Origin of the sequence: Neorhizobium sp. T7_12, from assembly GCF_002968535.1 — a bacterium.
Taxonomy (GTDB): domain Bacteria; phylum Pseudomonadota; class Alphaproteobacteria; order Rhizobiales; family Rhizobiaceae; genus Neorhizobium; species Neorhizobium tomejilense.
On sequence record NZ_PVBK01000002.1, the window covers coordinates 555,608 to 580,468 of the forward strand.

Annotated in this window: 26 protein-coding genes; 8 read left to right on the forward strand and 18 right to left on the reverse strand. The window is 62.1% G+C overall.

Going from position 1 to position 24,861, the window contains the following annotated elements; translation table 11 throughout:
* Positions 1–8: 8 nt before the first annotated feature.
* From purL to purC, 7 genes are all read right to left on the reverse strand, one after another.
* Positions 9–2,216: a phosphoribosylformylglycinamidine synthase subunit PurL gene (gene purL / locus C5J26_RS08680; RefSeq protein ID WP_105401357.1), complete on the reverse strand. Its 2,208-nt coding sequence runs from the start codon at positions 2,214–2,216 to the stop codon at positions 9–11.
* A 160-nt stretch (positions 2,217–2,376) separates the two neighbouring features.
* Complete coding sequence (locus tag C5J26_RS08685; protein WP_105401358.1) at positions 2,377–2,931, reverse strand: acyloxyacyl hydrolase; 555 nt, start codon at positions 2,929–2,931, stop codon at positions 2,377–2,379.
* 220 nt (positions 2,932–3,151) lie between these two features.
* Positions 3,152–3,550 carry a hypothetical protein gene (locus C5J26_RS08690; RefSeq protein ID WP_105401359.1) on the reverse strand — a complete coding sequence of 133 codons (399 nt, stop codon included), beginning with the start codon at positions 3,548–3,550 and terminating at the stop codon, positions 3,152–3,154.
* A 57-nt stretch (positions 3,551–3,607) separates the two neighbouring features.
* A complete protein-coding gene (gene purQ, locus C5J26_RS08695; protein ID WP_105401360.1) occupies positions 3,608–4,288 on the reverse strand; it encodes a phosphoribosylformylglycinamidine synthase subunit PurQ in 681 nt (226 codons plus the stop codon).
* Complete coding sequence (locus C5J26_RS08700) at positions 4,285–4,542, reverse strand: hypothetical protein (protein WP_105401361.1); 258 nt, start codon at positions 4,540–4,542, stop codon at positions 4,285–4,287. Before C5J26_RS08700 ends, purQ begins: the two co-directional genes overlap by 4 nt.
* A gap of 17 nt (positions 4,543–4,559) precedes the next feature.
* On the reverse strand, positions 4,560–4,802 hold the full coding sequence (gene purS / locus C5J26_RS08705; RefSeq protein WP_105401362.1) for a phosphoribosylformylglycinamidine synthase subunit PurS: 243 nt from the start codon (positions 4,800–4,802) through the stop codon (positions 4,560–4,562).
* Between the two features lie 16 nt (positions 4,803–4,818).
* Complete coding sequence (gene purC, locus C5J26_RS08710) at positions 4,819–5,583, reverse strand: phosphoribosylaminoimidazolesuccinocarboxamide synthase (RefSeq protein WP_046606788.1); 765 nt, start codon at positions 5,581–5,583, stop codon at positions 4,819–4,821.
* Positions 5,584–6,105: 522 nt separating this feature from the next.
* Here purC and C5J26_RS08715 point away from each other — a divergent pair.
* Positions 6,106–6,420, forward strand: a complete 315-nt coding sequence (locus C5J26_RS08715) for a DUF1476 domain-containing protein (RefSeq protein WP_105401463.1) — start codon at positions 6,106–6,108, stop codon at positions 6,418–6,420.
* A gap of 78 nt (positions 6,421–6,498) precedes the next feature.
* On the opposite strand, the gene C5J26_RS08720 is transcribed toward C5J26_RS08715, so the two are convergent.
* From C5J26_RS08720 to C5J26_RS08745, 6 genes are all read right to left on the reverse strand, one after another.
* Complete coding sequence (locus C5J26_RS08720; RefSeq protein WP_105401363.1) at positions 6,499–9,090, reverse strand: EAL domain-containing protein; 2,592 nt, start codon at positions 9,088–9,090, stop codon at positions 6,499–6,501.
* Between the two features lie 126 nt (positions 9,091–9,216).
* The gene (locus C5J26_RS08725; protein ID WP_105401364.1) at positions 9,217–9,771 is read right to left on the reverse strand and encodes an alpha/beta hydrolase; all 555 of its coding nucleotides are present in this window, start codon (positions 9,769–9,771) and stop codon (positions 9,217–9,219) included.
* Positions 9,772–9,802: 31 nt separating this feature from the next.
* Positions 9,803–11,110 (reverse strand): adenylosuccinate lyase, encoded by a 1,308-nt coding sequence (gene purB / locus C5J26_RS08730; RefSeq protein ID WP_046606791.1) that lies wholly within the window; start codon positions 11,108–11,110, stop codon positions 9,803–9,805.
* 85 nt (positions 11,111–11,195) lie between these two features.
* Positions 11,196–11,933, reverse strand: a complete 738-nt coding sequence (locus C5J26_RS08735; RefSeq protein WP_105401365.1) for a DUF2259 domain-containing protein — start codon at positions 11,931–11,933, stop codon at positions 11,196–11,198.
* Positions 11,930–12,619, reverse strand: a complete 690-nt coding sequence (rpe, locus tag C5J26_RS08740) for a ribulose-phosphate 3-epimerase (protein ID WP_037082022.1) — start codon at positions 12,617–12,619, stop codon at positions 11,930–11,932. Before rpe ends, C5J26_RS08735 begins: the two co-directional genes overlap by 4 nt.
* 61 nt (positions 12,620–12,680) lie before the next feature.
* The gene (locus tag C5J26_RS08745) at positions 12,681–13,754 is read right to left on the reverse strand and encodes an ABC transporter substrate-binding protein (protein ID WP_105401366.1); all 1,074 of its coding nucleotides are present in this window, start codon (positions 13,752–13,754) and stop codon (positions 12,681–12,683) included.
* 173 nt (positions 13,755–13,927) lie between these two features.
* On the opposite strand from C5J26_RS08745, the gene C5J26_RS08750 reads away from it, so the two are divergent.
* From C5J26_RS08750 to C5J26_RS08780, 7 genes are read left to right on the forward strand one after another with little or no spacing between them, the layout of a single operon-like run.
* Positions 13,928–14,428 (forward strand): flavin reductase, encoded by a 501-nt coding sequence (locus tag C5J26_RS08750; RefSeq protein WP_105401367.1) that lies wholly within the window; start codon positions 13,928–13,930, stop codon positions 14,426–14,428.
* Positions 14,429–14,452: 24 nt separating this feature from the next.
* Complete coding sequence (locus C5J26_RS08755; protein WP_105401368.1) at positions 14,453–15,382, forward strand: MoxR family ATPase; 930 nt, start codon at positions 14,453–14,455, stop codon at positions 15,380–15,382.
* Positions 15,383–15,411: 29 nt separating this feature from the next.
* On the forward strand, positions 15,412–16,677 hold the full coding sequence (locus tag C5J26_RS08760; RefSeq protein ID WP_245441128.1) for a VWA domain-containing protein: 1,266 nt from the start codon (positions 15,412–15,414) through the stop codon (positions 16,675–16,677).
* A complete protein-coding gene (locus C5J26_RS08765) occupies positions 16,674–17,000 on the forward strand; it encodes an XdhC family protein (RefSeq protein WP_105401370.1) in 327 nt (108 codons plus the stop codon). The genes C5J26_RS08760 and C5J26_RS08765 overlap by 4 nt, the downstream gene beginning before the upstream one ends.
* The gene (locus C5J26_RS08770) at positions 17,000–17,695 is read left to right on the forward strand and encodes an XdhC family protein (protein ID WP_105401371.1); all 696 of its coding nucleotides are present in this window, start codon (positions 17,000–17,002) and stop codon (positions 17,693–17,695) included. The genes C5J26_RS08765 and C5J26_RS08770 overlap by 1 nt, the downstream gene beginning before the upstream one ends.
* A gap of 4 nt (positions 17,696–17,699) precedes the next feature.
* A complete protein-coding gene (locus C5J26_RS08775) occupies positions 17,700–19,334 on the forward strand; it encodes an NTP transferase domain-containing protein (protein WP_105401372.1) in 1,635 nt (544 codons plus the stop codon).
* A gap of 4 nt (positions 19,335–19,338) precedes the next feature.
* On the forward strand, positions 19,339–19,665 hold the full coding sequence (locus tag C5J26_RS08780) for a TfoX/Sxy family protein (RefSeq protein WP_046636385.1): 327 nt from the start codon (positions 19,339–19,341) through the stop codon (positions 19,663–19,665).
* A gap of 181 nt (positions 19,666–19,846) precedes the next feature.
* Here the strand turns inward: C5J26_RS08780 and C5J26_RS08785 are convergent, their stop codons facing one another.
* From C5J26_RS08785 to C5J26_RS08805, 5 genes are all read right to left on the reverse strand, one after another.
* A complete protein-coding gene (locus C5J26_RS08785; RefSeq protein WP_105401373.1) occupies positions 19,847–20,260 on the reverse strand; it encodes an NUDIX domain-containing protein in 414 nt (137 codons plus the stop codon).
* Between the two features lie 7 nt (positions 20,261–20,267).
* Positions 20,268–21,821 (reverse strand): DEAD/DEAH box helicase, encoded by a 1,554-nt coding sequence (locus C5J26_RS08790; protein WP_105401374.1) that lies wholly within the window; start codon positions 21,819–21,821, stop codon positions 20,268–20,270.
* 210 nt (positions 21,822–22,031) lie between these two features.
* Positions 22,032–23,345: a M23 family metallopeptidase gene (locus C5J26_RS08795; protein WP_105401375.1), complete on the reverse strand. Its 1,314-nt coding sequence runs from the start codon at positions 23,343–23,345 to the stop codon at positions 22,032–22,034.
* A 93-nt stretch (positions 23,346–23,438) separates the two neighbouring features.
* On the reverse strand, positions 23,439–24,266 hold the full coding sequence (locus tag C5J26_RS08800; protein ID WP_105401376.1) for a ferritin-like domain-containing protein: 828 nt from the start codon (positions 24,264–24,266) through the stop codon (positions 23,439–23,441).
* 14 nt (positions 24,267–24,280) lie between these two features.
* A complete protein-coding gene (locus C5J26_RS08805; protein ID WP_105401377.1) occupies positions 24,281–24,748 on the reverse strand; it encodes a peroxiredoxin in 468 nt (155 codons plus the stop codon).
* Positions 24,749–24,861 lie beyond the last annotated feature (113 nt).

The window sequence follows — 24,861 nt, forward strand, 5'->3', positions numbered from 1 at the left end:
CCGGATGGTTACGCCATGAAGGCTGGGAACCAGCTTTCATGGGCCTCTGTGAGCTGCGGCACCGCGATGCTGACGAGGTCGTCCACCACCAGGCTGTCGCCGGCTACCGTGCCGAGCGTGCGGAAGGGCACGCCCGCGCCTTCAGCATTCGCTTGCACGAAATTGGCGAGGTCAGCTGGCACCGCGATCACATAGCGGGCCTGGTCTTCGCCGAACAGCAGTCCATGGGCCGGGCCGCGCTGTTCCTTGAGGCTGACCTTCATACCCTTGGCCGACGCCATCGCCATTTCGGCAAGCGCGATCGCAAGACCGCCCGAGGAAATGTCGTGGCAAGCGGTCACCTGGCCGTTGCGGATGAGCGAGCGGACGAAATCGCCGTTGCGGCGCTCGGCCTTCAAATCGACTTCCGGCGGCGGGCCGTCGATCGTGTCGAGAATGTCGCGCAGATAGACCGAAGAGCCGAGATGGCTGCCGTCCGTGCCGATCATGATCAGCTTGTCGCCGACGTTGGCAGAACCGATCTTCGCCATCTTCTGCCAGTCGGGCAGCAGGCCGACGCCGGCAATGGTCGGGGTCGGCAAGATCGCGACGCCGTTGGTCTCGTTGTAGAGCGACACGTTGCCGGACACGATCGGGAAATCCAGCGCCCTGCAGGCCTCGCCGATGCCCTTGATGGCGCCGACCAGCTGGCCCATGATTTCCGGTTTTTCCGGATTGCCGAAATTGAGGTTGTCGGTGGCGGCGAGCGGCTCGGCGCCGGTAGCGACGATATTGCGCCAGCATTCGGCGACCGCCTGCTTGCCGCCTTCGAACGGATCGGCTTCAACATAACGGGGCGTGACGTCGGACGAGAAGGCGAGCGCCTTGGTCGGATGGCTTTCGATGCGCACGACGCCGGCATCGCCGCCCGGACGCTGCAGCGAATTGCCCTGGATCAGCGTGTCATACTGTTCCCAGACCCAGCGGCGGCTGGACTGGTTGGCCGAACCGATGAGCTTCAACAGGGCCTGGTTATAGTCAGCGGGTGCCGCGACCTGCGAGGCGGGCAGGGGTGCGCGAACATCCGACTGGACCCACGGCCGATCGTATTCCGGAGCCTGGTCGCCGAGATCCTTGATCGGCAGGTTGGCGACTTCCTCGCCCTGATGCAGGACACGGAAGCGCAGGTCGTCGGTGGTCTTGCCGACGATCGCAAAATCGAGGCCCCACTTGACGAAGATCGCCTTGGCCTGCTCTTCCTTTTCCGGCTGCAGCACCATGAGCATACGCTCCTGGCTTTCCGAAAGCATCATTTCGTATGCCGTCATCCGGTCCTCGCGCACCGGCACCTTGTCGAGGTCGAGTTCGATGCCGAGATCGCCCTTGGCGCCCATTTCGACGGCCGAGCAGGTGAGGCCGGCTGCACCCATGTCCTGGATGGCGATCACCGCGCCGGTCGCCATCAGTTCGAGGCAGGCTTCCAGCAGGCACTTTTCGGTAAAGGGGTCGCCGACCTGAACGGTCGGGCGTTTCTCCTCGATGGATTCGTCGAATTCGGCCGATGCCATCGTGGCTCCGCCGACACCGTCGCGGCCGGTCTTGGCGCCGAGATAAACGACCGGCAGACCGACGCCCTTGGCTTCCGACAGGAAGATGGCATTCGATTTGGCAAGCCCGGCCGCAAACGCGTTGACCAGAATATTGCCATTGTAGCGCGGATCGAACTCCACTTCGCCGCCGACCGTCGGTACGCCGAAGGAGTTGCCGTAACCGCCAACACCGGCAACGACGCCGGACACAAGATGTTTGGTTTTCGGGTGATCGGGCGCGCCGAAGCGCAGAGCGTTCATGGCCGCGATCGGGCGGGCACCCATGGTGAAGACGTCGCGCAGGATGCCGCCGACACCCGTCGCCGCGCCCTGGTAGGGCTCGATATAGGACGGGTGGTTATGGCTCTCCATCTTGAAGACGACGCAATCGCCATCGTCGATGTCGACGACGCCGGCATTCTCACCCGGCCCCTGAATGACGCGCGGTCCCTTGGTCGGTAGCGTTCGCAGCCACTTCTTTGAGGATTTGTAGGAGCAATGCTCGTTCCACATGGCCGAGAAGATACCGAGCTCCGTGAATGTCGGCTCGCGGCCGATCAGATCGAGAATCCGCTGATATTCGTCGGGCTTCAGGCCGTGCGAGGCGACGAGTTCGGGGGTGATCGCGATACTATTCGGGATGGTCATGATCTTCTCTGGATTGAAGGGCCAAGCTCTTGGCGCTCTTTAACCTATGTCGCAATGCGGCGCGACAGGAAAATACTGCCATGCGGCGGTACGGCGTGGCGGCCGGAAAACAAAAAGCGCCGGAAAACCGGCGCCTCAGTTGGAAAATACGCGATCTGGATCAGAACTTGTAGCCGACCGCGATGCCTGCGTAGGAGAGGCCGTCGTTGTGATCGCACAGATCGGCGTTCGAAGAGTGCTCGACAGTCGCAAGGACGCGCCAGTTGTTGGTGATATTGTAACCGAGACCGAGCGACTCATGGAAGAGCACATGGCAGCCGAGCTTCGGACCATCGTTCGGCTTGTCGAGGTTGCCGTTGTTGAAGGCGCCGCCGAAGCCGAGGTCGACGAAGATCTTGTCGGTGATCGGTGCCGTCCAGGTGAAGCCGGCAAAGACCTGGCTCGCTTCGCCCGCCGTCGACACGATCGCGCCGATATGGACGCGCGGACGTAGCATGTGGTCCACGAAGCTCTGGGCATGGCGCTGGTCGAAGGGGTCGAAGAAGACTGTGGCGGACGGGAATGCGCCCTTCTCGAACGTGCTCTTGCTCTGGATCGAACCGGAAACGCCGATTCGCACTTCATCGAACAGCCGCTCCTGCGCAACGGCAGTAGAAGACAGCGTCGACACCGCCAGGATTGCACCGACCACGGATCCGAAAATTGCCTTGTTCATTCCATCGCCCTCATACGCGCCGCGATTTTCTGCGGCTGGCGCGATCCCGATACGGGCCGCCCGCTTCTCGATGACAAAAGTGGTACAATGACGGGTAGCGCCCGTCCAGCGCCGGTTCACTGACCGTCATGACTTGTGGCGAAAAAACGCAAAGATTCGGGCGGGCCGGTGCAGAGCTGCAACAGATTGTTTACAGAGATGTAAATTCAAATGGTTAATATCAGCAGCCGCTGGCGCCACCGGCCCAGCGGAGCACATCGCGCTTGATTCTTTCGCCTTCCGGGCCGCCCATCATCGGACCGAACGCGTCGAGACGGGCAGGGTTGCCCTCCGCCTGGACCACCAGCATCGGGCGCGATTCGGGACTGTTGCGCGGCACGGCGAGAATGCGCGGCCGGCCGGAGAAGGAATTGAGTTCCGGTGCCAGCCGATAGGGCTTGAAGGCCGCGTCGCCCGACTTGAACCAGCAGCTATTGGCGGCGAGCGCCACGCGTTCCATCGTCGGCAGCGCCGCACGGTTCGCCGTCACCGCTGCCGGACGTTCCGTTTGGCAGGCGGAAAGCGCTATGCCAAGGGCGGCGAGAGGAAATGCAGCGAGCAGGCGACAAGTGAACGGCATCAAGCGTCCTGACGTGGCTTTCGATCGTACTGGGATCGATCGGGATAAGATGAAGGTTCAGGCGGTCGCGGCGATCACATCGAGCGCCGAGGCGAAAATCCCGCGCCCGTCATTGCCGCCATGGGCGGCTTCGATCAGGTTTTCCGGATGCGGCATCATGCCGAGCACGTTGCCGCGCGTGTTTATGACGCCGGCGATGTCGTTCAGGGAGCCGTTCGGGTTGGTGCCTTCCGCATAACGGAAGACGATTTCGCCACGATCTTCCATGCCGGACAACGTCTCCGCATCGACGAAATAGTTGCCGTCGTGATGGGCGACGGGGCAACGGAGCACCTGGCCCTTTTCATAGGCCCGGGTGAAATCCGTGTCGGCATTGACCACTTCGAGCTTCACTTCCTTGCAGACGAATTTCAGCGAGGAATTGCGCATCAGGGCACCGGGCAGCATGCCGGCTTCAACGAGGATCTGGAAACCGTTGCAGACGCCGAGCACCTTGACGCCCTTGTCTGCCTTGTCCCTGATCGCCTGCATGACCGGCATGCGGGCTGCAATCGCTCCGCAGCGCAGATAGTCGCCATAGGAAAAACCGCCCGGAATAACGATGAGGTCGACATCATCCGGAATGTCGGTCTCGGTCTGCCAGATGGTGATCGGCGCCTTGCCGGAAATCTTGGTGAGGGCGGCGATCATGTCGCGATCGCGATTGAGACCGGGAAGCTGAACGACGGCGGATTTCATGGGTGCGGTTCAAACCTTGCCTGGGCCTCGGCGAGCTCGCGCAATTCGAGGCGGTTTTCGATACGGTCAAGTCGGTTTTCAATATGCCCAACCGTGACGCGAAGATTATTCACATCCCCTTGGAGAACGTGAAGTTGTCCTCTCAAGGTCATGTGGTCGGCTCGCAATTCACCAATCGACAGCTCGACTTTATCAAATCGCTGATGAATCTTCTTAAGAAGCTCATACATCAATTCACTTGTGATCTCGGCCATCACTCGCTCCGCAACCTTCAGTCGAGAGCGATACTATAGTTCTCAATCACAGTGTTTGCCAGCAGCTTCTCGCACATGGCCTTGAGGTCCGCCTCGGCCTTCGCCTTGTCGGTGCCCTCGAGTTCAAGGTCGAAGACCTTGCCCTGGCGCACATGGCCGACGCCGGAAAAGCCGAGACTGCCGAGCGCGCCTTCGATGGCCTTGCCCTGCGGATCGAGAACGCCGTTCTTGAGCGTGACCGTCACGCGTGCCTTGATCACAGATCCAACCCCCAGATTACTTGACGAGAACCGGCCCGGTGCCGCGGACGGGTTCGTTCTCATTGATGATGCCGAGACGCCGCGCGACTTCCGAATAAGCTTCCACAAGCCCGCCCAGATCCTGCCGGAAACGGTCCTTGTCCATCTTTTCCCTGGTTTCGATATCCCAGAGGCGGCAGCTGTCCGGCGAAATCTCGTCGGCGAGAATGATGCGCATCATGTCGCCTTCGAACAGGCGGCCGCATTCGATCTTGAAATCGACGAGCTGGATACCGACGCCGAGGAAAAGCCCGGAGAGGAAGTCGTTGACGCGGATGGCGAGCGCCATGATGTCGTCGAGTTCAGCGGGGTTCGCCCAGCCGAAAGCGGTGATGTGCTCCTCGGAGACCATCGGGTCGGCGAGTGCGTCGGACTTGTAGTAGAACTCGATGATCGAGCGCGGCAGGACCATGCCTTCTTCGATGCCGAGGCGGGTCGAGAGCGATCCGGCGGCAACGTTGCGCACCACGATCTCGAGCGGAATCATCTCCACTTCCTTGATCAGCTGCTCGCGCATGTTCAGCCGGCGGATGAAATGCGTCGGGATGCCGATCTTGTTCAGATGGGTGAAGAGGTATTCCGAGATACGGTTGTTGAGAACGCCCTTGCCGTCGATGACGTCATGTTTCTTCTTGTTGAAGGCGGTGGCGTCGTCCTTGAAAAACTGGATCAGCGTGCCGGGCTCGGGGCCTTCATAAAGGATTTTGGCCTTGCCTTCGTAGATACGGCGGCGACGGTTCATGATTCTTGTCTCATTGTTGGCGCCCCTGGGCGGACGCAATGGATGATGTTGAGCGGTCCCTTATCGGAAAAGAACGGGTTTCACAATGCGGGCCTCCAAACCTTTGTGGGCGAGGGGTTGCGAAGCGCAACCAGGAATCAGTGAGCTTCAGATTACACGGGTTCTCGAAGGTTTTGCTCTAACAACTGGGGGCGCCCGGGCTGAAAGGGCGGTAATGAACAGGAAATCAGGGAGGCTCCGCAGGACTTAGCCACCAAATTGCGTCATGATTTCGACGCGGCCGGTATCGCAATTCCAGGCGGGGAGCTGTTGATTGGCGATGCCGGCCCTGCCGCCAGACGAGGCCAGGGTGCGCGGACAAAGATCATCCCGGCGCCGGTTGCCCTGACGCGGAATTCGCATTCGTCAATTGCCGGCCACGATTCCGCTTCCGTCTCTGCCGGAATCGACATCCCGCCGATTGCGCTCCGCTCCTCTTTTGATTATGGGGGTTCCCATAAAGTTCACTTTGGGAGACCCGAGATGAGTGGCCTCAGCGATCGCGAAAAAGCCTTTGAAAACAAGTTTGCCCTGGACCAGGAATTGAAGTTCAAGGCGCTCGCCCGCCGCAACAAGCTCGCAGGCCTCTGGGCAGCCGGCCTGCTCGGCAAAACAGACGCTGACGCTTACGCGAAGGAAGTCGTGGTTGCCGATTTCGAGGAAGCGGGCGACGAGGATGTATTCCGCAAGCTGCGCGGCGATCTCGATGCCGGCGGCGTCTCCATCTCCGACCAGGATATCCGCACCAAGATGGTGGAGCTTCTGGCTCAGGCGATTGAGCAGATCGAGAACCAGTAACCAGCTTATTCTCAACCTGATATGAAAGCTGCGTCCCGTCGGGCGCGGCTTTTCTTTCTGCCCATCAAGGTGGGGTTCTCAGCTGTCTGCGGGGTGCCGCTTGCGGCTGTCGGACTGCGGGTTTTCGCCGGGGCGCCAGCGGCCGGAAAGTATGAAATCCGGAATGCTACTGCGCGGCATCGGCCTTGCCAGCGCATAACCCTGCAGGATGTCGCAGCCGAGATCGCGCAGGATGCGGATCTGTTCCGTGGTCTCGACGCCTTCCGCGACAACCTCAATATTCAGCGATTTGCCGATCTCGATGATCGATCCGACCATCTTCCGTTGCTTTTGCGACTGGGAGACGAGACGAACCAGTTCACGGTCGATCTTCAGCGCACGCGGATTGAGCCGCAGGAGGCCGATGATCGAGGCGTGGCCGGTGCCGAAATCGTCGATCTCGATCTCGATGCCGAGCTTCCTGATGCGCGCCAGATTCCTCAGGACATCCTCGTCGCAGTCGTCGAGGAAGATCGATTCGAGCAGCTCGAAGGATACCGTGCCAGGCTCGATCCCGAGTTTCCTGAGCTTGCGCGACAGCGAAGCATCGCGCAGCCGCCGGTAGGAAACGTTGACCGAAAGTTTTGGGATCGGAAGGCCTTGCGCACGCCAGTCCCGGAAATCGGCAAGCGCCTTGTCGAGAATGGTCCCGTCGATCACCGAGACGACGTCGAGTTCCTCGGCCATATCGAGGAACTTGTCGGGAGACAGCATGCCGCGTTCCGGGTGCATCCACCGCGCCAGCGTTTCCACGCCGGCGATCTCCAGCGTCTGCGCATCGAACTGCAGTTGATAATACGGAATGAACTCGTCGCGCTCGAGAGCAAGAAGGATCTCGTCGGAAATGCGCTTGGTGCTGATGATCTCGTTCTGTGTCTCGGCAGAGAAGAATTCATGCCGGTTGCGGCCCCGGTTCTTGGCCCGGTAGAGCGCGATATCTGCATTCAGGAGAAGCTGTCTCGCATCCACATCCGCTCCCGTATGGCAGGCGATACCGATGCTGGCGCCGAAACGGCAGTCGTGGCCCTCATAGGATACCGGCTTGCGCAACTCCCTGATGATGCGGTCGGCCAGATGCGAGAGCTTGCGCGGCGATCCTTCGAATTTCGACAGGATGACGAACTCGTCGCCGCCGATACGGGCGACGAAATCTTCCTTGCGGATCGTGCCTTTGAGAACTTTCGCCACATGCTTCAGCATCGTGTCGCCGGCACTGTGGCCGAGCGTGTCGTTGATCTGCTTGAAGCGATCGAGGTCGATATGGAGGATGGCGATGCCATGTTGGTCGCGGGCGCATTCCGCCGCCACGCGATCCAGCATCTCGTCGAGATAACGCCGATTGGGGAGATCGGTCAGGTAGTCGTGCATCGCATTGTGCTCGATGCTGCTGCGCGCGGCTTCGAGTTCGCGGTTGCGCGCCTCCGCAAGGGTCTTTGCCCGTTCCAGCTCGCGGTGAAGCGTCACGTCGGCCGTGACGTCCCAGTTGGCGCCGACCATCTTCTGGTGACCGTTACCGTCGATGAAGGACATGGTGCGGGTGCGTATCACACGTTCGGAGCCGTCCCGCAGTATCACCCGGTATTCATCGAAAAAGCGTTTGCCCTCCTCGATATTGTCGAGAACATTTGCCTGAACGCGTGCGGCATCGTCCGGGTGCAGGAAGCTCTCCCAGAGCCCACCGATCTTCACTTCCTCGCTCTTTTCCAGCCCGTAGATCCGGAACATCCGTTCGTCCCATTCAACCGCGCCGGTGGAGAAATCGGATTCGTAGACGCCGATGCCGGATATTTCGAGCGCCATGTCGAGCCGCCGCGACATCTGCGCCGTTGTTTCCTCCGCGGCCTTGCGGGCGGTGACGTCCGTGTCCGTGCCGACGACGCGGGTCGCCTTGCCGTTGGCGTCCCATTCGACGCAGGCGCCCCGGCATTCGATCCAGACCCAATGCCCTTGCTTGTGGCGTTCGCGATAGTCGAAGACGGCGTAGGCGGGATCCCCGGCGATCTGCCGCTCCATGACATGGATGACACGCGCATGGTCGTCCGGATGGACAAGCTTGAGCCATTCCTCGGTGCTGGCCGCCAGCGGGTCCTCCGCCGACATCCCCCGAATCTGCCGCCACACCGGCGAGTAATATTTCTGGCCGGTCGCGTAATTATGGTCCCAGACGCCCGAGACGGAGCTGACCAGCGCGTTGTCCCAGCGGCTTTCGCGTTCGGCAAGTTCTTCGAACTGCCGCCTTTGGTCGGTGATGTCAGTCAGGTGGGCCGCAAACAGACACCGGCCTTTGAAATTCGTTCCGAGTGGCGTGACGGTCGCCACCACCCATCGCTGAGAGCCGGCCGGGCTCACGATGCGCAGTTCCAGACGTTCTGCTGAGGAATCGATATTCAGGCCCTGGATCGCCAGGGGGACCTTGGCTTGGTCGTCGGGATGCAGGAGGGCCGACAAGGCAGTCGGTAGCCGGCCCTCGCCGATCCATTCGCGTTTGAATGTGCTGTTTGCGAACAGCAGCACGGCGGCATGATCGATGATGGCAATCGGGAAAGGAGCCGCCTGAAATACCGTCTCAAGAACGCCGATCTCGTCTCCGGGGCCGGAGTCCAGTAGGCGTGAGAGAACATTTGACGGCATCGGCACAGCCTGGCGCGCTAGAAAACGAGCGCGCACCTTAGCAAGTGTCAATTAAGTCCAGCTTAAAAATGCTGTTCGAATTGACGCACCCCAAAATTAGGGGCCAGCGCCCATTCCGTCCTATTTTCAAGGCTTGAGGCGACTGAGAAACTGGGCAAAAACCATTGTGCCTTCCGGCCAAGGGCCATGGCCGGAATCCTGGTTGATATGGCCGGCTTCCCCGGCATCGACCAGCATCGAACCCCAGGCGGAAGCGATGTCGTCCGCATGTTCGTAGGAGCCGAACGGATCGTTGCGGCTTGCGACCGTCAGGGACGGGAAGGGGAGCGGATCACGCGGGTAGGGGCCGAAGGTCTGCAGGTGCCTCGGTCGGATGGAGGGATTGTCCACTTCCGGCGGGGCCACGAAAAAGGCGCCGACCACGGGTTTCGTGAACAGCGGAACGGCGTGAATGACGGTCGGGATGCCAAGCGAATGGGCGACGATGACGACGGGCCGCGTCGCACGGTTCACCTCTTCGGCGACACGTGTGACCCAGTCCTCGCGCACCGGCTTCGACCATTCCTCCTGCTCGACCCGGCGGGCCGTTGTCAGCTTCTGCTCCCAACGGGTCTGCCAGTGATGCGGCCCGGAATTGGTGTAGCCGGGGACGATCAATATATCTGCTTCGGATGCCTTCATGGCGCCTATCTGTGTTCGCAGAGGGTCAAGATCAAGCCTCGCCGAAGACCCGGCGGAAGATCGTGTCCACGTGTTTGGTGTGATAGCCGAGGTCGAATTTTTCGCGCAGGTCCTCTTCGGAAAGTGCGGCACGGACTTCCTGGTCCGCCAGCAGCTCCTCGAGAAAATCCTTGCCTTCTTCCCAGACCCGCATCGCGTTGCGCTGCACGAGGCGATAGGCGTCCTCGCGGGAGACCCCGGCTTGCGTAAGGGCAAGCAGCACCCGCTGCGAGTGAACAAGCCCACGGAACTTGTTCATGTTCTTCATCATGTTCTCAGGGTAGACAAGCAGCTTGTCGATCACGCTGGTCATGCGTGCCAGGGCGAAATCGAGCGTTACCGTCGCGTCCGGGCCGATCATGCGCTCGACCGAGGAATGCGAAATGTCCCGCTCGTGCCAGAGCGCCACATTCTCCATGGCCGGCAACGCGTAGGAGCGTACCATGCGGGCAAGGCCCGTCAGGTTTTCGGTCAGCACCGGGTTGCGCTTGTGCGGCATGGCCGACGAGCCCTTCTGGCCCGGCGAGAAAAACTCTTCCGCTTCGAGGACTTCGGTGCGCTGCAGGTGGCGCACCTCGATCGACAGCCGTTCGATCGACGAGGCGATCACACCCAATATCGCGAAATACATGGCGTGACGGTCACGCGGAATGACCTGGGTCGAGACCGGTTCCGGCTTCAGGCCAAGCGCTGCGGCGACGTGTTCCTCGACGCGGGGGTCGATGTTGGCGAAGGTGCCGACGGCGCCTGAAATCGCACAGGTGGCGATTTCGTCGCGGGCTTCGAGCAGGCGCGTCTTGTTGCGGTCGAATTCCGCATAGGCCTGGGCGAGCTTGACGCCGAACGTTGTCGGCTCCGCGTGTATGCCGTGGCTGCGACCGATCGTGACGGTGTCCTTGTGCTCGAAGGCGCGACGCTTCAGCGCTTCGAGCAACTTGTCGATATCGGCAAGCAGCAGGTCCGTGGCGCGCACCAGCTGCACGCTGAAACAGGTGTCGAGCACGTCCGAAGACGTCATGCCCTGATGGATGAAGCGGCTGTCGGGACCGACGAATTCGGCGAGATGGGTGAGGAACGCGATGACGTCATGCTTGGTGACGGCTTCGATCTCGTCGATGCGGGCAACGTCGAACGTGGCCGAGCCGCCCTTTGCCCAGATCGTCTCCGCTGCCGACTTCGGGATCACGCCAATCGCCGCAAGCGCATCGCAGGCATGTGCCTCGATTTCGAACCAGATGCGGAACTTTGTTTCGGGCGACCAGATGGCGACCATTTCGGGCCGCGAGTAACGGGGGATCATGGGCTTGTCGTTTCCTTCACGAGTGTCGGCTGCGCTGTAGCAAGAAGCGCGGCGAAGCTCAAGTTTTTGAGGCAATCAAACAGGATTAGGGCGCTGTCTTGACCGGAACGGCGATCCAGCGGCCGTTCTGGCCCTCGAAACCGGCGCTGAGGACCATGATCAACGCGACTTCCACCGGAGCGCCTTCGAGCGACGAGCCGCTGACGACACCGGCGAGCCGGTAACTGGTGACGCAACCGCGCGAAGCCGGAATGCGCTGGTCTTCGTGAACCACGTCGTTGACGGGCTTCCCGTTCCGCTCGGTAAAGCGAAGGCGCAAGGAGACCGTCTTTTCGACTATGCCTTCACATTGCGGCCCGAGCGGTTGCGGGACCTCGTCGAGGACAAGCGTATTGGCTTCTCCGACCGGCGGTACGGCCGGAACGCTGCGATAGCGCAGCTGATGAGGAGCGTTGCCGATCTCGGTGATGGGGTTGAAAGCGACCAGTTCACCTGGATGATTGGCGAGCTCGTGGGTTTCGATCATCACATCTGCGTCGTTGTGCACCTGCCAGCGGGCCTTGGCGATCGTCGCTCCATCCTGTTCCAGCCGGACCCGGTATGGCGTTCCCGGCAGGTAGGTATCCTTGTTGAGGTCGAGCGCGTAGATATTGGCATAGGGGAAGCCGGATCCGTCCTGGATGCCGTATTCCTCGAACGCGAAAACGGCGCCGTCGGAGGAAAAGCCGATCGGGCGGACGCTTGCGATATCGGCTGCGGATGTGGAACCGGCGAACAACATCGCCGCAAGTGCCGGAACCGAAGATCGCAAGGCTGATATCATCTGCGTCCGTCCTCCGCCGCAGCTTTCAACCGCGCGATGTTCTCACGATAGGCCGCGATTCCTTCGCCTTTGTAAACCGCAGATCCGGCAACGAAGACATTGGCGCCCGCAGCGGTCGCCGCGCCGATCGTCTCGGCGGTAATGCCGCCGTCGACTTCCAGCTCGATCGGCCGGCTGCCGATCATCGCCTTGGCGGCGCGAATCTTGTCGGTCATCGCGGGAATGAACTTCTGGCCGCCGAAGCCCGGATTGACGCTCATGATCAGGATCAGGTCGATATCGTCCAGCACGTTTTCGATCGCCGAGAGCGGCGTTGCCGGGTTGAGCGTGACGCCGACCTTCTTGCCGAGCGAGCGGATCGTCTGAAGCGAGCGATGCAGGTGCGGCCCGGCCTCGACATGCACGGTAATGCCGTCGCATCCGGCCTTGGCGAAGGCTTCGAGGTAGGGATCGGCCGGCGAGATCATCAGGTGGCAGTCGAAAAAGGCGGTGGTGTAAGGCCGCAGCGACTTGATGACGTCGGGACCGAACGAGATGTTCGGCACGAAATGCCCGTCCATCACGTCGAGATGGACCCATTCGGCTCCCGCTTCGACGGCGTCACGCACTTCCTGGCCGAGCTTTGAAAAATCGGCCGCGAGAATCGACGGGGCGATGCGGATCGGCAGGGCGGTGGCGAGCGTCATGGGTCGAAAGTCTCCGGTTGTCGACGGTCCCTCTAACATTGCGGCGTGGGCGGAACAATCGTCAGTCTGTCGCCGGACGCGAGAGGATGAACGTGGATCCACGCCATTCGAGCAGGCGGAACGGATTGTCCCTCCGTTCATGACCGCGATCGAAGGCAATCGGGCCGATCACGGTATTGAAGGAGCGGCTGCCGATCGCCTGTGCCAGGGGCTGGCCTGCCGCCGCGGTCACCGCCTGGTGAACAAGTTCGGTCGCGGCATAGGCCGGCAGCAGATAACCGTCCGCATCGATATTTTTCGCGCGCAGGGCTGCGACGGCCGTCGCCGCGGAGGGCAGGGTGGCATAGTCGGGGAGGGCGACGGCCAGGACGCCCTCGCGCAGAGGAACCGGACGGTTGGCCGCACGCAAGTTATCGCCGCCGAGCAAGGTGAGGGGAAAGTTTTCCGAAGCGCCGTCGCGGGCGATGATCGCCATGTCATTGCGGTCGCCGCCGACGAATACATGGCTCGCGCCCGCCTTGGCGAGACGGCGCACCAACGCCACCTGCTGCTCCTGACCGGGTCGGAACGTGTCGGTGAAGATCGGCGTGATGCCCATCGGTTCGAGGCGCTGACGGATGGCGCTGGCGAGCTCACGGCCGTAGATCGTACCGTCCTCGACCAGCGCGATCGGCTCCGCCTTCCAGATGCTGAGGATGGTTTCGGACAGTTTCTCCGCCTCGTCGCCTTCGGCTGGCGCCATGCGGAAGAACGGCCAGCCGTTGCGCAACGTGTCTTCCATCAGGATTTTCGAGCGCACCGAGACGGTAATGGCCGGGATCTGTGCGGCCTTCAGCAGCGGCAATGCGGTGGAGAGCGTCTCGACGCAGAGGAAACCGATAGCGGCGGACACTTTCGCGTTGGCGAGGCCCTTGGCGGCGGCAGCGCCGCCGTTTTCATCGCAGCTTTCGTCGATCTCGACGACGGTGTCGCCGCCCGCCTCCGCTGCCGCGCGTGCGCCCTGAAAGACCTGGGTGCCGAGCGGTGCGTATGGGCCGGAGCGCGGCGCGACCACCCCGATCACTGCCGCCGGTGCCGATCCGCATCCGAGAAACGAAGCCAGCAGTCCGGCGATGATGAAACGTCGTGCTGTCATGTTTTTCCTGGGATTCTTTCTTGAAGCGACATTTAGCTTTCTGATCGCAGCCGTCAAAGAGAATCGGCTTGTCGAAGTAAAAAGCCGCAACTCCGGTGGACATCAAGGTTTTTTGCCACCATATCTCAAAGAGTAATGCGGGACTGACAGCAGTCCCCGATGCCTTTCAAGAGATGCCTTTGACGGACCAGCCTTTCCTCGATCCCGTCCACTACCGGAACGGCATGGCACGATATGCTGGCCACGTCCAGGTTGTAACGACGGAATTCGAAGGCGTGCGGCGCGGCGTGACGGTGACGGCAGCCTGCTCGGTCTCGGACAACCCGCCGACCGTGCTCGTCTGCCTGAACGGCAGCAACGCGAGCAATGCCATCTTCGAGAGGAGCGGCGTCTTTGCTTTGAATTCGCTGGCGGCGCATCATCAGGCGCTGGCAACGGGGTTTGCCGGCCTGAGCGGCATTCCCGCCGAGGAGCGGTTTGCGCTCGGAAATTGGAAGACGCTGGTGACCGGCGCTCCGGTGCTGGCCGACGCCGTCGTCAGCTTCGATTGCCGGCTGACCGACATAAAACGAGTTTCGACCCATTTCGTCATGTTCGGCGAGGTGAAGGCCATGCATTTCGGCGAGGCGAACCCCTCGCTCATCTATCTGGATCGCGGCTTTCGCAGCTTATAGGATGCCGTTTGAAAGGGTGTGATTATGCCTGAAGGAAAAACGAGCGCTCTACCGACCTCGATCGACGAGACGATCGCGCTTTTGGGCGCCGAAGATTATCTTGCCGGACGCTCGCTCGGCACGGTGATCTTCCTGGCGCTGAAGATGAAGCGCCCGCTCTTCCTCGAAGGCGAAGCCGGCGTCGGCAAGACCGAGATTGCCAAGACGCTGGCCAAGGCTCTGAACCGGCCACTGATCCGGCTGCAGTGTTACGAGGGCCTCGATATCTCCTCGGCGGTCTACGAGTGGAACTATCCGGCCCAGATGCTGGACATCCGGCTTTCGGAGGCATCGGGCGTCAAGGATCGCTCGCGCATCGAGGCGGACCTGTTTTCCGAACGCCACCTGATCCGCCGGCCGGTGCTGCAGGCGCTTGGCCAGCCGGGTGGTCCGGCGCCGGTCTTCCTGATCGACGAGCTCGACCGCACGGACGAGGCCTTCGAAGCCTTCCTGCTGGAGGTGCTTTCGGACTTCCAGGTGACGATCCCGGAGCTTGGCACGATCAAGGCCGAGCAGCCGCCGATCGTCATCATCACCACCAACCGCACCCGCGAGATCCATGACGCGTTGAAGCGGCGCTGCCTGTATCACTGGGTCGATTATCCGGATGCGGCACAGGAGCTGGAGATCATCCGCCGCAAGGTGCCGCAATGCTCGGAAACCTTGTCGCGGCAGGTGGTTGCCTATGTGCAGAGGCTGCGGACAGTCGATCTCTTCAAGAACCCCGGCGTTGCCGAAACCATCGACTGGGCGACGGCGCTGACCGAGCTCGACCGGATCGCCCTCGATCCGGAAACGATCGCCGATACGCTCGGCACGCTCTTGAAATATCAGGACGATATCGCCCGCATCAAAGGCGGTGAGGGCGAACGGGTGCTTTCCGAAGTGAAGGCCGAACTTCTGGCAGCAGGATAGGGGCCATGGCAGGCTTGAGCGACGACGGAATGATCGTGCCCCCGGTTTCGGCCGGCGTTGCAGGGTTCGGTCTGGGGAGGTCTGGTGATGAGGGCCGGCTCGCCGACAATCTCGTCTATTTTTCCCGCGTATTGCGTCGTGCCGGGCTGAAGACCGGGCCTGCCGCTGCCGGCGACGCGATTGCCGCGGTCGATGCGATCGGCATCGGTTCGCGCGAGGAATTCCACGCGGCGCTGTCGGCCGTCTTCGTCAAGCGCCATGAGGACCAACCTGTCTTCGACGAGGCCTTTCGCCTGTTCTGGCGTTCCCGCGATCTGGTCGGCAAGATGATCGCGATGATGTCGCCCAAGGCTGCCGACAATCGCGAGAGGGAAAAGCAGAAGGCCGGCGCCACCCGCGTCAGCGAGGCGCTGACCGCCGATCAACCGGAGACCCCGAACCGCAAGAAACCGCCGGAGATCGAAATCGACTCCCGCTTCACGACCTCTGCCGGCGAAATCCTCAAGCGCATGGATTTCGCCCAGATGAGCGCGGCCGAACTGGCCGAGGCCCGGCGCCAGCTGGTCAAGCTCGCTCTGCCCCTGGACAAGGTGGTGACGCGGCGGTTCCGGCCGTCCGGCCGCCCGCCGAGGATCGACCCGCGCGCCACCATGCGCCAGGCGATGAAGAGCGGCGGCGATCTCATTTTGCCGCGGTTCCGCCAGCGAAAGACGGCCCCGCCGCCGCTGGTCGTGCTCGCCGATATTTCCGGCTCGATGAGCCAGTACACCCGGATCTTCCTGCATTTCCTGCATGCGCTGACCGAAAAACGCACCCGGGTACATACCTTCCTGTTTGGCACTCGGCTGACCAACGTCACCCGCCAGATGCGCCGCCGCGATCCCGACGAAGCATTGTCGGGCTGCACGGATGCGGTGCGCGACTGGTCCGGCGGAACGCGGATCGGCGCGACGCTTGCCGAATTCAACCGGCTCTGGTCCCGCCGCGTGCTGGGGCAGGGCGCCGTCGTGCTGTTGATCACCGATGGCCTTGAGCGGGAGGGCGTCGAGGAACTGGCAAGGGAAATGGACCGGCTGCACCGTTCCTGCCGCCGTCTGATCTGGTTGAACCCGCTGTTGCGCTTCGATGGTTTCGAGGCCCGGGCGCGCGGCGTACGCGCCATGCTGCCGCATGTGGACGAGTTTCGCGCCGTCCATAACCTGCGCTCGCTTGCCGATTTGGCGATTGCATTGTCGGATGATCATACAAAGGCCGCGGACCCGCGGCGCTATTTGGACATGAGGAGGGTCGCATGACTGTTTCCGAAATTCTGGACCCGTTGCTGACCGCCGAGAGCTGGAAGCAGGCCGGCCGCAACGTGGCGATTGCAACCGTGATCGAGACCTGGGGCTCGGCTCCGCGGCCGACCGGCAGCCATCTCGTCATCGACGGCGAGGGCAATTTCGAAGGCTCCGTCTCCGGCGGCTGCGTCGAAGGCGCTGTGATCACGGAGGCCATCGACGTGATCGACAGCGGTGCGCCGAAAATGCTGGAATTCGGCGTTGCCGACGAGACCGCGTGGCGGGTCGGCCTGTCCTGCGGCGGCCGGATCCGCGTCTATGTGGAAAGGCTCGGCTGATGCAGCTCGAGGTACTGACGAAACTCAACGCCGCCAGGCGCTCCCGCACGGCTGCCGTAGTCGTCACCGATCTTGCCAGCGATGACACGCGGGTCGTCCTGGAGGGCGAGGCCGCCTCCGTTCCGCTTGACGAGGAGATCGCCAAGACGTTTCGCAACGGCAAGGCGGGAACTGTCGAGGTCGAAGGCCGGTCGCTGTTCCTCAACGTGCACCTGCCGCCGCCGCGCATTGTGGTGATCGGCGCAGTGCATATCAGCCAGGCGTTGGCACGACTGGCCCCAGTCGCCGGATATGACCTGACGATCATCGATCCGCGCACGGCTTTTGCGACCGAGGAACGTTTCGAGGGTGTCGAGCTGATCGCCGACTGGCCGGAAGACGTGTTGAAGGATCATCCCCTGGACGCCTATACGGCACTGGCGGCCGTTACCCATGATCCGAAGATCGACGATTTCCCGCTCTCCGAAGCGCTGCGGGTCGGGTGCTTTTATGTCGGCGCGCTCGGCAGCCGGAAAACCCATGCGAAGCGTGTGGAGCGGCTGAAGGAAATGGGCCGCACCGACAACGAGATCGGCCGTATAGCCGCTCCGATCGGCCTCGACATCGGGGCCGCGAGCCCTGCCGAGATCGCGCTCGCCACGCTGGCCCAGATCGTCCAGGCATTCCGCCGGCGCGATCTCGTCACCGCGGGGTGACGCCATGAGATATGGGACGTTCGAACTCGGCGAAGCTGAAGGCGTGGTGCTGGCACACAGTATCAGGCTGGCCGCCGGCCGCATGTCGAAGGGGCAACTTCTCTCGCGGGAGGATATCGCCCGGCTTTCGGAAGAAGGCGTCGCATCCGTCGTCGCGGTCCGGCTCGATCTCGGCGACATGTTGGAGGACGACGCGGCCCAGGCGATCGCCGATGCGATCGAGCCGGACAATCTGCGTTTCTCGGAAGCGACCACCGGCCGCGTCAACATCTATGCCAAGGTGGATGGGCTTTTTGTCGCCGACAAGACCGTGGTGGACGCCCTGAATCGCATCGATCCGGCGATCACGCTCGCCTGTCTTGCCGATCATGTGGCGGTGCGCGCCGGCGACATGGTGGCGACCGTCAAGATCATCCCGCTCGCCGTTGGTGGGGCAAAGGTCGCGGAAGCCGTGGCACTGCTGGCAGAATCGGTCGCCTTCGAGGTAAAGGCCTTCAGTCCCCGTGCGGTGACGCTGATCGCGACGGAGCTTGCCTCGCTGAAAGTGTCGGTCATGGACCGCACCGCCAAGCTGCTGGAGCAAAGGCTCGCGCCGTCCGGTAGTCGGCTAATAAAAGAGATCCGCATTCCCCATTCCGCCGAACGCCTTACCGAGGTTCTTCAGCGGCTTCGGCTGGAGGAAATTAATGAGCCGGCTATGATTGTCGTCTTCGGCGCCTCGGCTGTGGCCGATCCTGACGACGTCATTCCCGCCGCCATCCGCCGCGCGGGCGGTGAGGTGGATCAGGTTGGCATGCCTGTCGACCCCGGCAATCTCCTGGTTCTCGGGCGGATCGGCAAGGTTCCGGTGCTGGGCGCGCCGGGCTGCGCGCGTTCCCCGAAGGAAAACGGTTTCGACTGGGTGCTGAACCGGCTGATGGCCGGCGAGACGCCGACCTCCTTCGATATCACCGGCATGGGCGTCGGCGGTCTGTTGATGGAGATCCCGACCCGCCCGCGCCCGCGCGATGCCACGGCGGAAAAGGCGGCGACATTGTCTGTCGGTGCCCTGATGCTTGCTGCTGGCCAGGCGCGGCGCATGGGCAAGGACGGGCCGCACAAGCTGCTCGCCGAGTTCGACGGCATTCCGCTTGTCCGCCGCACCGCCGGTATCCTGCTGGCCTCGCAGGCCTCGCCCGTGGTCGCCGTGACCGGTCATCGGCGCGACGAGATCGAGATCGCGCTGACCGGCCTCGATATCAGTTCTCAATTCAATCCGGACTACGCCTCCGGCATGGCAAGTTCGCTGGTTGCCGGTTTCTCCAATCCGGAACTGGCCCAGAAGGACGGCATCCTGGTCATGCTGGCCGACATGCCGTGCGTCACCACGGAGCATCTGAACATGCTGATCGCCGCCTTCCGGCAGGCCGGCGGCGGTGTCGTGGTCCGTTCGGTCTCGGACGGAAAGCGCGGCAACCCGATCATTCTCCCGCGAATCGCTTTCGATGCCGTATTGCGGCTGGAAGGCGATGTCGGGGCTCGGGCGATCATCGAAAACTCCGGACTTTCGGTGATCGACGTGGATATCGGTCCCGCCGCGCATCTGGACGTGGATACGCCGGAGGCGGTGACGGCCGCCGGCGGGATTTTGAAAAGGTAGGCGAATGGACAATTCCGACATCGAGGAAATGTTCGAGGGGCTCGGCCCGGTCTCGATCCGCCGCATGTTCGGCGGCAAGGGCATCTATCACGATGGTTTGATCGTCGCGATCGATCTGCGCGGCGAGATCATGCTGAAGGTGGATGCCGTCAGCGCACCGGAATTCGAAGCGGCTGGCGCCAGGCAATGGTCTTATGAGGGAAAGAAGGGGAAACCGGTGCTGATGCCCTATTGGTCGGTGCCGGAAGACGCTTTCGACGATCCCGACGAGATGCGCAAATGGGTGCGGCTCGCATTCGACGCGGCCGTGCGCGCCAACTCCAAATCCTGAAATTCGACCCTGAGTGCTAGATTTCGCATCTTGCCCGACAGGGTCCGAAGCACATACCGTTCACCGCATATTGAGGGACGTCGGCCGCCGAATCTCTCGGCAAGCTTGCATCCGGAAATTCTGTCAAAATGATTTCATCAAGTCGACCGCTTCGGTTCTCCGGAGCGGTTTTCGTTTGCACTCATTTTGGGAGATATGAAAAGGCCCTGGCAGAAAAGGCAGAAAGCGGCTGAGGCGGGTTGTGAGGGTCGAACCAGCCGATGTCCGACAGTTTGTCGGGCTCGGTGAGCGAAGGTTCGCCGGTGAAATCCTTGGTGACGTAGATCAGCGACACCCAGTGCTGCCGGTCGGCCTCGATGATCTCTTCGGCCATGCAGAGAAAATCGACGTTGCCGATGGTGAGGCCGGTTTCTTCCTCCGCCTCGCGGCGGGCGGCTTCCGAGGAAGGTTCCATCGGATCGACCTTGCCGCCGACAATGTTCCAGAAGCCCGCTTCCGGCGCCTTGAGGCGACGGCAAAGCAGAACCTTGCCGTCGTCGCGCAGAATCACCAGCCCAGCACCGACGCCAAGGAAATCAACGCCGGGCGTAAGCACGGAAGTATTAAGCCTTGCCGCCGTTTGCGACGATCAGCATGAAAGCCGGAATATCGTCGCCGAAGCCGATCGGGGTAGGGCCGTCGTCGTGATCGCGGTGGTAACGCTGGCGACGCTCGCGATTGTCGTCGTTTGCGGGTGCCGGGGCAGGTGTCGGCCGCGAGTTGCGGTTGCCGCCACTGTTCTGCGGCTTCCTGTCTGCCTTGCGTTCCGGTTTCACGGTTTCCACCCTAGCTTCCACAAATGCCTCTTCGACTGCTTCAATCGGATTATCTTGAATCTTCGTGTCAGCCTTGTGACTCGAATCCCCGCGCCCAGAATCAGCACGTCCCGAATCGCTTCGTCTGCCGCGGCCGCGCTCCTTATCACGATCCCGGCCCTTGCGACCACCACGTTCGCTCTCATGGCTTTCCATCGGCGCCGGAAGGGCGGAAATGTCGCCGTTCAGCCATTCGATCTTCTCGTTGATGAGATTCTCGATGGCAGCGAGATATTTGGTGTCGGAGCGGGTGACGAGGGTAAACGCGCGGCCCGAACGGCCGGCGCGGCCCGTCCGGCCGATGCGGTGGACATAGTCTTCCGCATGGATCGGAACGTCGAAGTTGAAGACGTGGCCGACGTCCGGCAGGTCGAGGCCGCGCGCGGCGACGTCGGAGGCGACCAGCAGCTGGATATTGCCGTCGCGGAAATTCTGCAGCATCGTCGTGCGCGAACGCTGGTCCATGTCGCCATGCAGCGCGCCGACCGAGAAGCCATGCCGCTCGAGCGAACGGAAAAGGTCGGCGACGTCGACCTTGCGGTTGCAGAAGATGATCGCGTTCTTCAGATCGTCCTGGGCCTTGATGAGATCGCGCAGCACGGCGCGCTTCTCATAGTCCTTGTTGTGCGAAGCGACGAGGCGCTGCGTCACGGTCTTGGCGGTCGACGAAGGCTTGGCGACTTCGATCCGTTCCGGGTTCTGCAGGAAGCGGTCGGCGAGCTTCTGGATCTCCGGCGGCATGGTGGCCGAGAAGAACAGCGTCTGCCGGGTGAAGGGGATCATCTTGGCGATCCGCTCGATATCCGGGATGAAGCCCATGTCGAGCATGCGGTCGGCCTCGTCGATGACGAGGATCTCGACGCCGGTCATCAGCAGCTTGCCGCGCTCGCAATGGTCGAGCAAGCGCCCGGGCGTGCAGATCAGCACATCGGCGCCACGTTCCAGCTTGCGGTCCTGGTCGTCGAAGGAAACGCCGCCGATCAAAAGCGCGACGTTGAGCTTGTGGTTCTTGCCGTATTTTTCAAAATTTTCGGCGACCTGGGCGGCGAGTTCGCGGGTCGGCTCGAGGATCAGCGTACGCGGCATGCGGGCGCGGGCGCGGCCCTTTTCCAGAAGCGTCAGCATCGGGAGAACGAAGGAGGCCGTCTTGCCCGTGCCGGTCTGGGCGATGCCGCAGATATCGCGGCGCTGCAGAGCATGCGGGATCGCCCCTGCCTGGATGGGCGTGGGGATCGTATAACCCGCGTCTGTGACAGCGGAGAGGACTTTCTGGCTCAGGCCAAGATCAGCAAATGTGGTCAAAGGGAATTCTGTTTCCGTTCCGGTTCTGTACGAACACTATGGGAGTCGATGCATGGCTGCTCGACAACTGGCCCGCGACATAGGACCAAAATGTCCAAAAGTCAAGGAAAGCAAGGCGATTGGCCACCGGATTGGTGAATGAAGATGCTCGCGGGGCAAGCCGGCTATCGTTCCGCCGGCAAAGGATTGCCTTTTGGCCGACAGCTTACCTTAATTGAGGTAGGTGGTGAGCTTCATGCCGGCATTGAGGAAGTGCACGGGATCGATGGGATTGCCGTCACGGCGGACCTCGTAGTGGACGTGCGGGCCGGTGGAGCGGCCGGTCGAGCCTGCCTTGCCGATCACGTCTCCGGCAGCCACTTCGTCACCTTCCTTCACCAGGATTTTCGACATATGGCCGTAGCGTGTGGCGATGCCCTGGCCATGGTCGATCTCGACCATGTTGCCGTAACCGCTGGTGAAGCCGGCCGAAACCACCTTGCCGGCGCCGGTGCTTTTCACGTCGTCGCCGGTCGAGGCTTGAAAATCGATGCCCGCATGCAGCGCAAGCCGGCCGAGGAATGGATCGATGCGGTTGCCGTAGCGGCTGGTGACCGGACGGCCGGGGGCGGGATTGCCGAAGGGCAGATCGCGCGCCGTCTCGCGCACGGCTTCCAGCCGGCTGAGCGCGGCATCGAGTTCGTCGAGCGAGGCATCGAAGGCACCGATCTGGGTTTGCGGTGCGACATAGGGGCCACCAACGCCGCTCGTGGCGTCTTCCGTCACCTTGTCTGCGGATGCCACCTCGACGCCCGTCCGCTTCAGGATTGCGGCGATCGCATCTGCGGTTTCCGAGGCGCCCGTCGTCAGGTTGGCGATCTTGGCAATCTGTTCCTTCTCGATGTTCTTCAGCGACAGCGTCACTCTGGAGAAGACCCGATCGGCCCTGTCGGCGATGTTTTCGCGCAACGGCGCATAACCAAGCGCGGTCGACGTCTGGAGCGGCGTGGCGGAGGTTTCGCCGGAGAGGAGTTTCTCGATCGCCTTGACGCCACCGCTGCCACCGGAAAGCGAAGCCTGGCGTTCCTTGGCCGGTGGCTGAAGCACGGTCGGCGTCGGTGTTTCCGGCGTCGTGAGACCGGACTCCTCGGCGCGGTTCAGAAGAGAACCAAGTTTGCCGTGGCGCGAAAAGAGGGCGTTCTGCTGTTCCAGCAGCTTCTCGACTTTCTGCTCGACCACCTGCTGGTCGAGAAGCTGGCGCGAGGTGATGCGGTCGAGCTGAGCGCGCAGCGCGGCGATCCGATCCTCGTAATCGTGCTGCATGCGAGCCTGCCGCGCCATGGTCGCGCCGATCAGGTCGTCGCGGATGACCAGATAGGAGGTGGCACCGAGATAGCCGATCGCGAAAACGCCGAGAAAACAGAAGGTCAACGCGGCCATCCAGGGCCGGATCGTCATGTGGCGGATCTTTTCACCGCTGGCGAAAATGAGAACGTGCTGAGGCGCCCGCTTCCCAAACACCCGGTTTTCGGTTCCCTTCGCCACGCGGATCTCCCGGAGATGCGACTCGGTCCGGCCGCTGTTCCCATTGTCGGGATTACACATGGATATGGTTAACGAACGCTTTAATCGAGGCGTTCAGGCGTAGCTGGTGGAGGTCAGCGACCTGTAGAATGATGGCGTCAAGCCCGCCTCGGCCCGGGCGAGATCGTTGAACGGTGCCTTGAGCGATCCACGGAAATTGGCGCGCACCAGCTGCTGGAAAGTCGCGGCCGGATCCTTGCGCTCGCGGGCGCACAGAAAGCGGAACCATTTCGCGCCGATCGCCACATGGCCCTTTTCGTCATTGTAGATCACGTCGAGAACGGCTGCACTTTCGAGATCGCCGGTCTCGCGCATCTTCGCCTGCAGCGATGGCGTTACGTCGAGCCCGCGGGCTTCGAGAATGAGCGGCACGACGGCGAGGCGGGCGGTGAGGTCGTTGCGGGTGGAATGGGCCGCCTGCCAGAGACCGTCATGGGCGGGCATGTCGCCATAGTCGGCGCCCATGTCGTTCAGCCGAGCCCGCACCATCCGGAAATGTTTGGCCTCCTCGAAAGCCACCTGCATCCATCCGTCGAAGAAGGAGTTCGGCACCGGCTCGGTCGCAAAGCGGGCGACGATGTCAAGCGCCAGGTCGACGGCATTGAGCTCGATATGGGCGATCGCATGCAGCGTCGCGATACGGCCGTTGACGGTGTGCAGCGAACGTTTGCCAACTGCCTTCGGCGGCACCAGCTCGGGCTTTGCCGGCCGGCCGGGCCGCTCGGGCAGGGGCGGATCGAGCGGCGAGCGGAGCGACAGCCGCCGCTCGAACCAGCGGGTGGCGGTCTCCTGCGCCAGCCGCGTCTTGATATCGAGATCGGCCGACAGGATTGCCGCCGTTGCGCCGCCCCGAAGCGACGTGATCGAAAACTCGCCCGCCATCGATGTCTCCTGCCTTACAACGCCTTGAGGCTTTCTAGCACCTCCTCGGCATGCCCTTTTACCTTCACCTTCGACCAGATCCGGGCGATGCGCCCGTCGGCACCGATCAGGAAGGTCGTGCGTTCCACACCCATATAAGTGCGGCCATACATGCTCTTCTCCTTCCAGACGTCGTAGAGATTGGCAAGGGAAGTGTCTTCGTCGGCCGCGAGAATGACCGAAAGCGCGTGTTTCTTGGCGAACTTGTCATGCTTCTTGACGCTGTCGGGCGATACGCCGATGACCGGCGCACCGGCCTTTTCGAAATCGGCTAAAAGGCCCGTAAACGAGATCGCCTCCTTGGTGCAGGCCTCGGTGTCGTCTTTGGGATAGAAGTAGAGGACGACGGGTTTTCCCGAAAAAGCCTTGAGGGAAACGGTGCCGCCGCCGTCGCGTGGAAGTTCGAAGTCCGGTGCGATGTCGCCAATGGTCAGGTTGGCCATGGATTTCCTTTCTTTCGCCGGTATCGTGAGTGATATTTGCCGCAATCGGTATATATTCGCCCGAGCGACGTCCAGAGCGGTCGCGCCCGGTCCGAATACCATTGCAGAAAGAC

Bases quoted from the DNA above. Each gene is read 5' to 3' on its own strand.
- purL (WP_105401357.1), bottom strand. From the start codon at position 2,216: ATGACCATCCCGAATAGTATCGCGATCACCCCCGAACTCGTCGCCTCG.
- C5J26_RS08685 (WP_105401358.1), bottom strand. From the start codon at position 2,931: ATGAACAAGGCAATTTTCGGATCCGTGGTCGGTGCAATCCTGGCGGTG.
- C5J26_RS08690 (WP_105401359.1), bottom strand. From the start codon at position 3,550: ATGCCGTTCACTTGTCGCCTGCTCGCTGCATTTCCTCTCGCCGCCCTT.
- purQ (WP_105401360.1), bottom strand. From the start codon at position 4,288: ATGAAATCCGCCGTCGTTCAGCTTCCCGGTCTCAATCGCGATCGCGAC.
- C5J26_RS08700 (WP_105401361.1), bottom strand. From the start codon at position 4,542: ATGGCCGAGATCACAAGTGAATTGATGTATGAGCTTCTTAAGAAGATT.
- purC (WP_046606788.1), bottom strand. From the start codon at position 5,583: ATGAACCGTCGCCGCCGTATCTACGAAGGCAAGGCCAAAATCCTTTAT.
- C5J26_RS08715 (WP_105401463.1), top strand. From the start codon at position 6,106: ATGAGTGGCCTCAGCGATCGCGAAAAAGCCTTTGAAAACAAGTTTGCC.
- C5J26_RS08720 (WP_105401363.1), bottom strand. From the start codon at position 9,090: ATGCCGTCAAATGTTCTCTCACGCCTACTGGACTCCGGCCCCGGAGAC.
- C5J26_RS08725 (WP_105401364.1), bottom strand. From the start codon at position 9,771: ATGAAGGCATCCGAAGCAGATATATTGATCGTCCCCGGCTACACCAAT.
- purB (WP_046606791.1), bottom strand. From the start codon at position 11,110: ATGATCCCCCGTTACTCGCGGCCCGAAATGGTCGCCATCTGGTCGCCC.
- C5J26_RS08735 (WP_105401365.1), bottom strand. From the start codon at position 11,933: ATGATATCAGCCTTGCGATCTTCGGTTCCGGCACTTGCGGCGATGTTG.
- rpe (WP_037082022.1), bottom strand. From the start codon at position 12,619: ATGACGCTCGCCACCGCCCTGCCGATCCGCATCGCCCCGTCGATTCTC.
- C5J26_RS08745 (WP_105401366.1), bottom strand. From the start codon at position 13,754: ATGACAGCACGACGTTTCATCATCGCCGGACTGCTGGCTTCGTTTCTC.
- C5J26_RS08750 (WP_105401367.1), top strand. From the start codon at position 13,928: ATGCCTTTGACGGACCAGCCTTTCCTCGATCCCGTCCACTACCGGAAC.
- C5J26_RS08755 (WP_105401368.1), top strand. From the start codon at position 14,453: ATGCCTGAAGGAAAAACGAGCGCTCTACCGACCTCGATCGACGAGACG.
- C5J26_RS08760 (WP_245441128.1), top strand. From the start codon at position 15,412: ATGATCGTGCCCCCGGTTTCGGCCGGCGTTGCAGGGTTCGGTCTGGGG.
- C5J26_RS08765 (WP_105401370.1), top strand. From the start codon at position 16,674: ATGACTGTTTCCGAAATTCTGGACCCGTTGCTGACCGCCGAGAGCTGG.
- C5J26_RS08770 (WP_105401371.1), top strand. From the start codon at position 17,000: ATGCAGCTCGAGGTACTGACGAAACTCAACGCCGCCAGGCGCTCCCGC.
- C5J26_RS08775 (WP_105401372.1), top strand. From the start codon at position 17,700: ATGAGATATGGGACGTTCGAACTCGGCGAAGCTGAAGGCGTGGTGCTG.
- C5J26_RS08780 (WP_046636385.1), top strand. From the start codon at position 19,339: ATGGACAATTCCGACATCGAGGAAATGTTCGAGGGGCTCGGCCCGGTC.
- C5J26_RS08800 (WP_105401376.1), bottom strand. From the start codon at position 24,266: ATGGCGGGCGAGTTTTCGATCACGTCGCTTCGGGGCGGCGCAACGGCG.
- C5J26_RS08805 (WP_105401377.1), bottom strand. From the start codon at position 24,748: ATGGCCAACCTGACCATTGGCGACATCGCACCGGACTTCGAACTTCCA.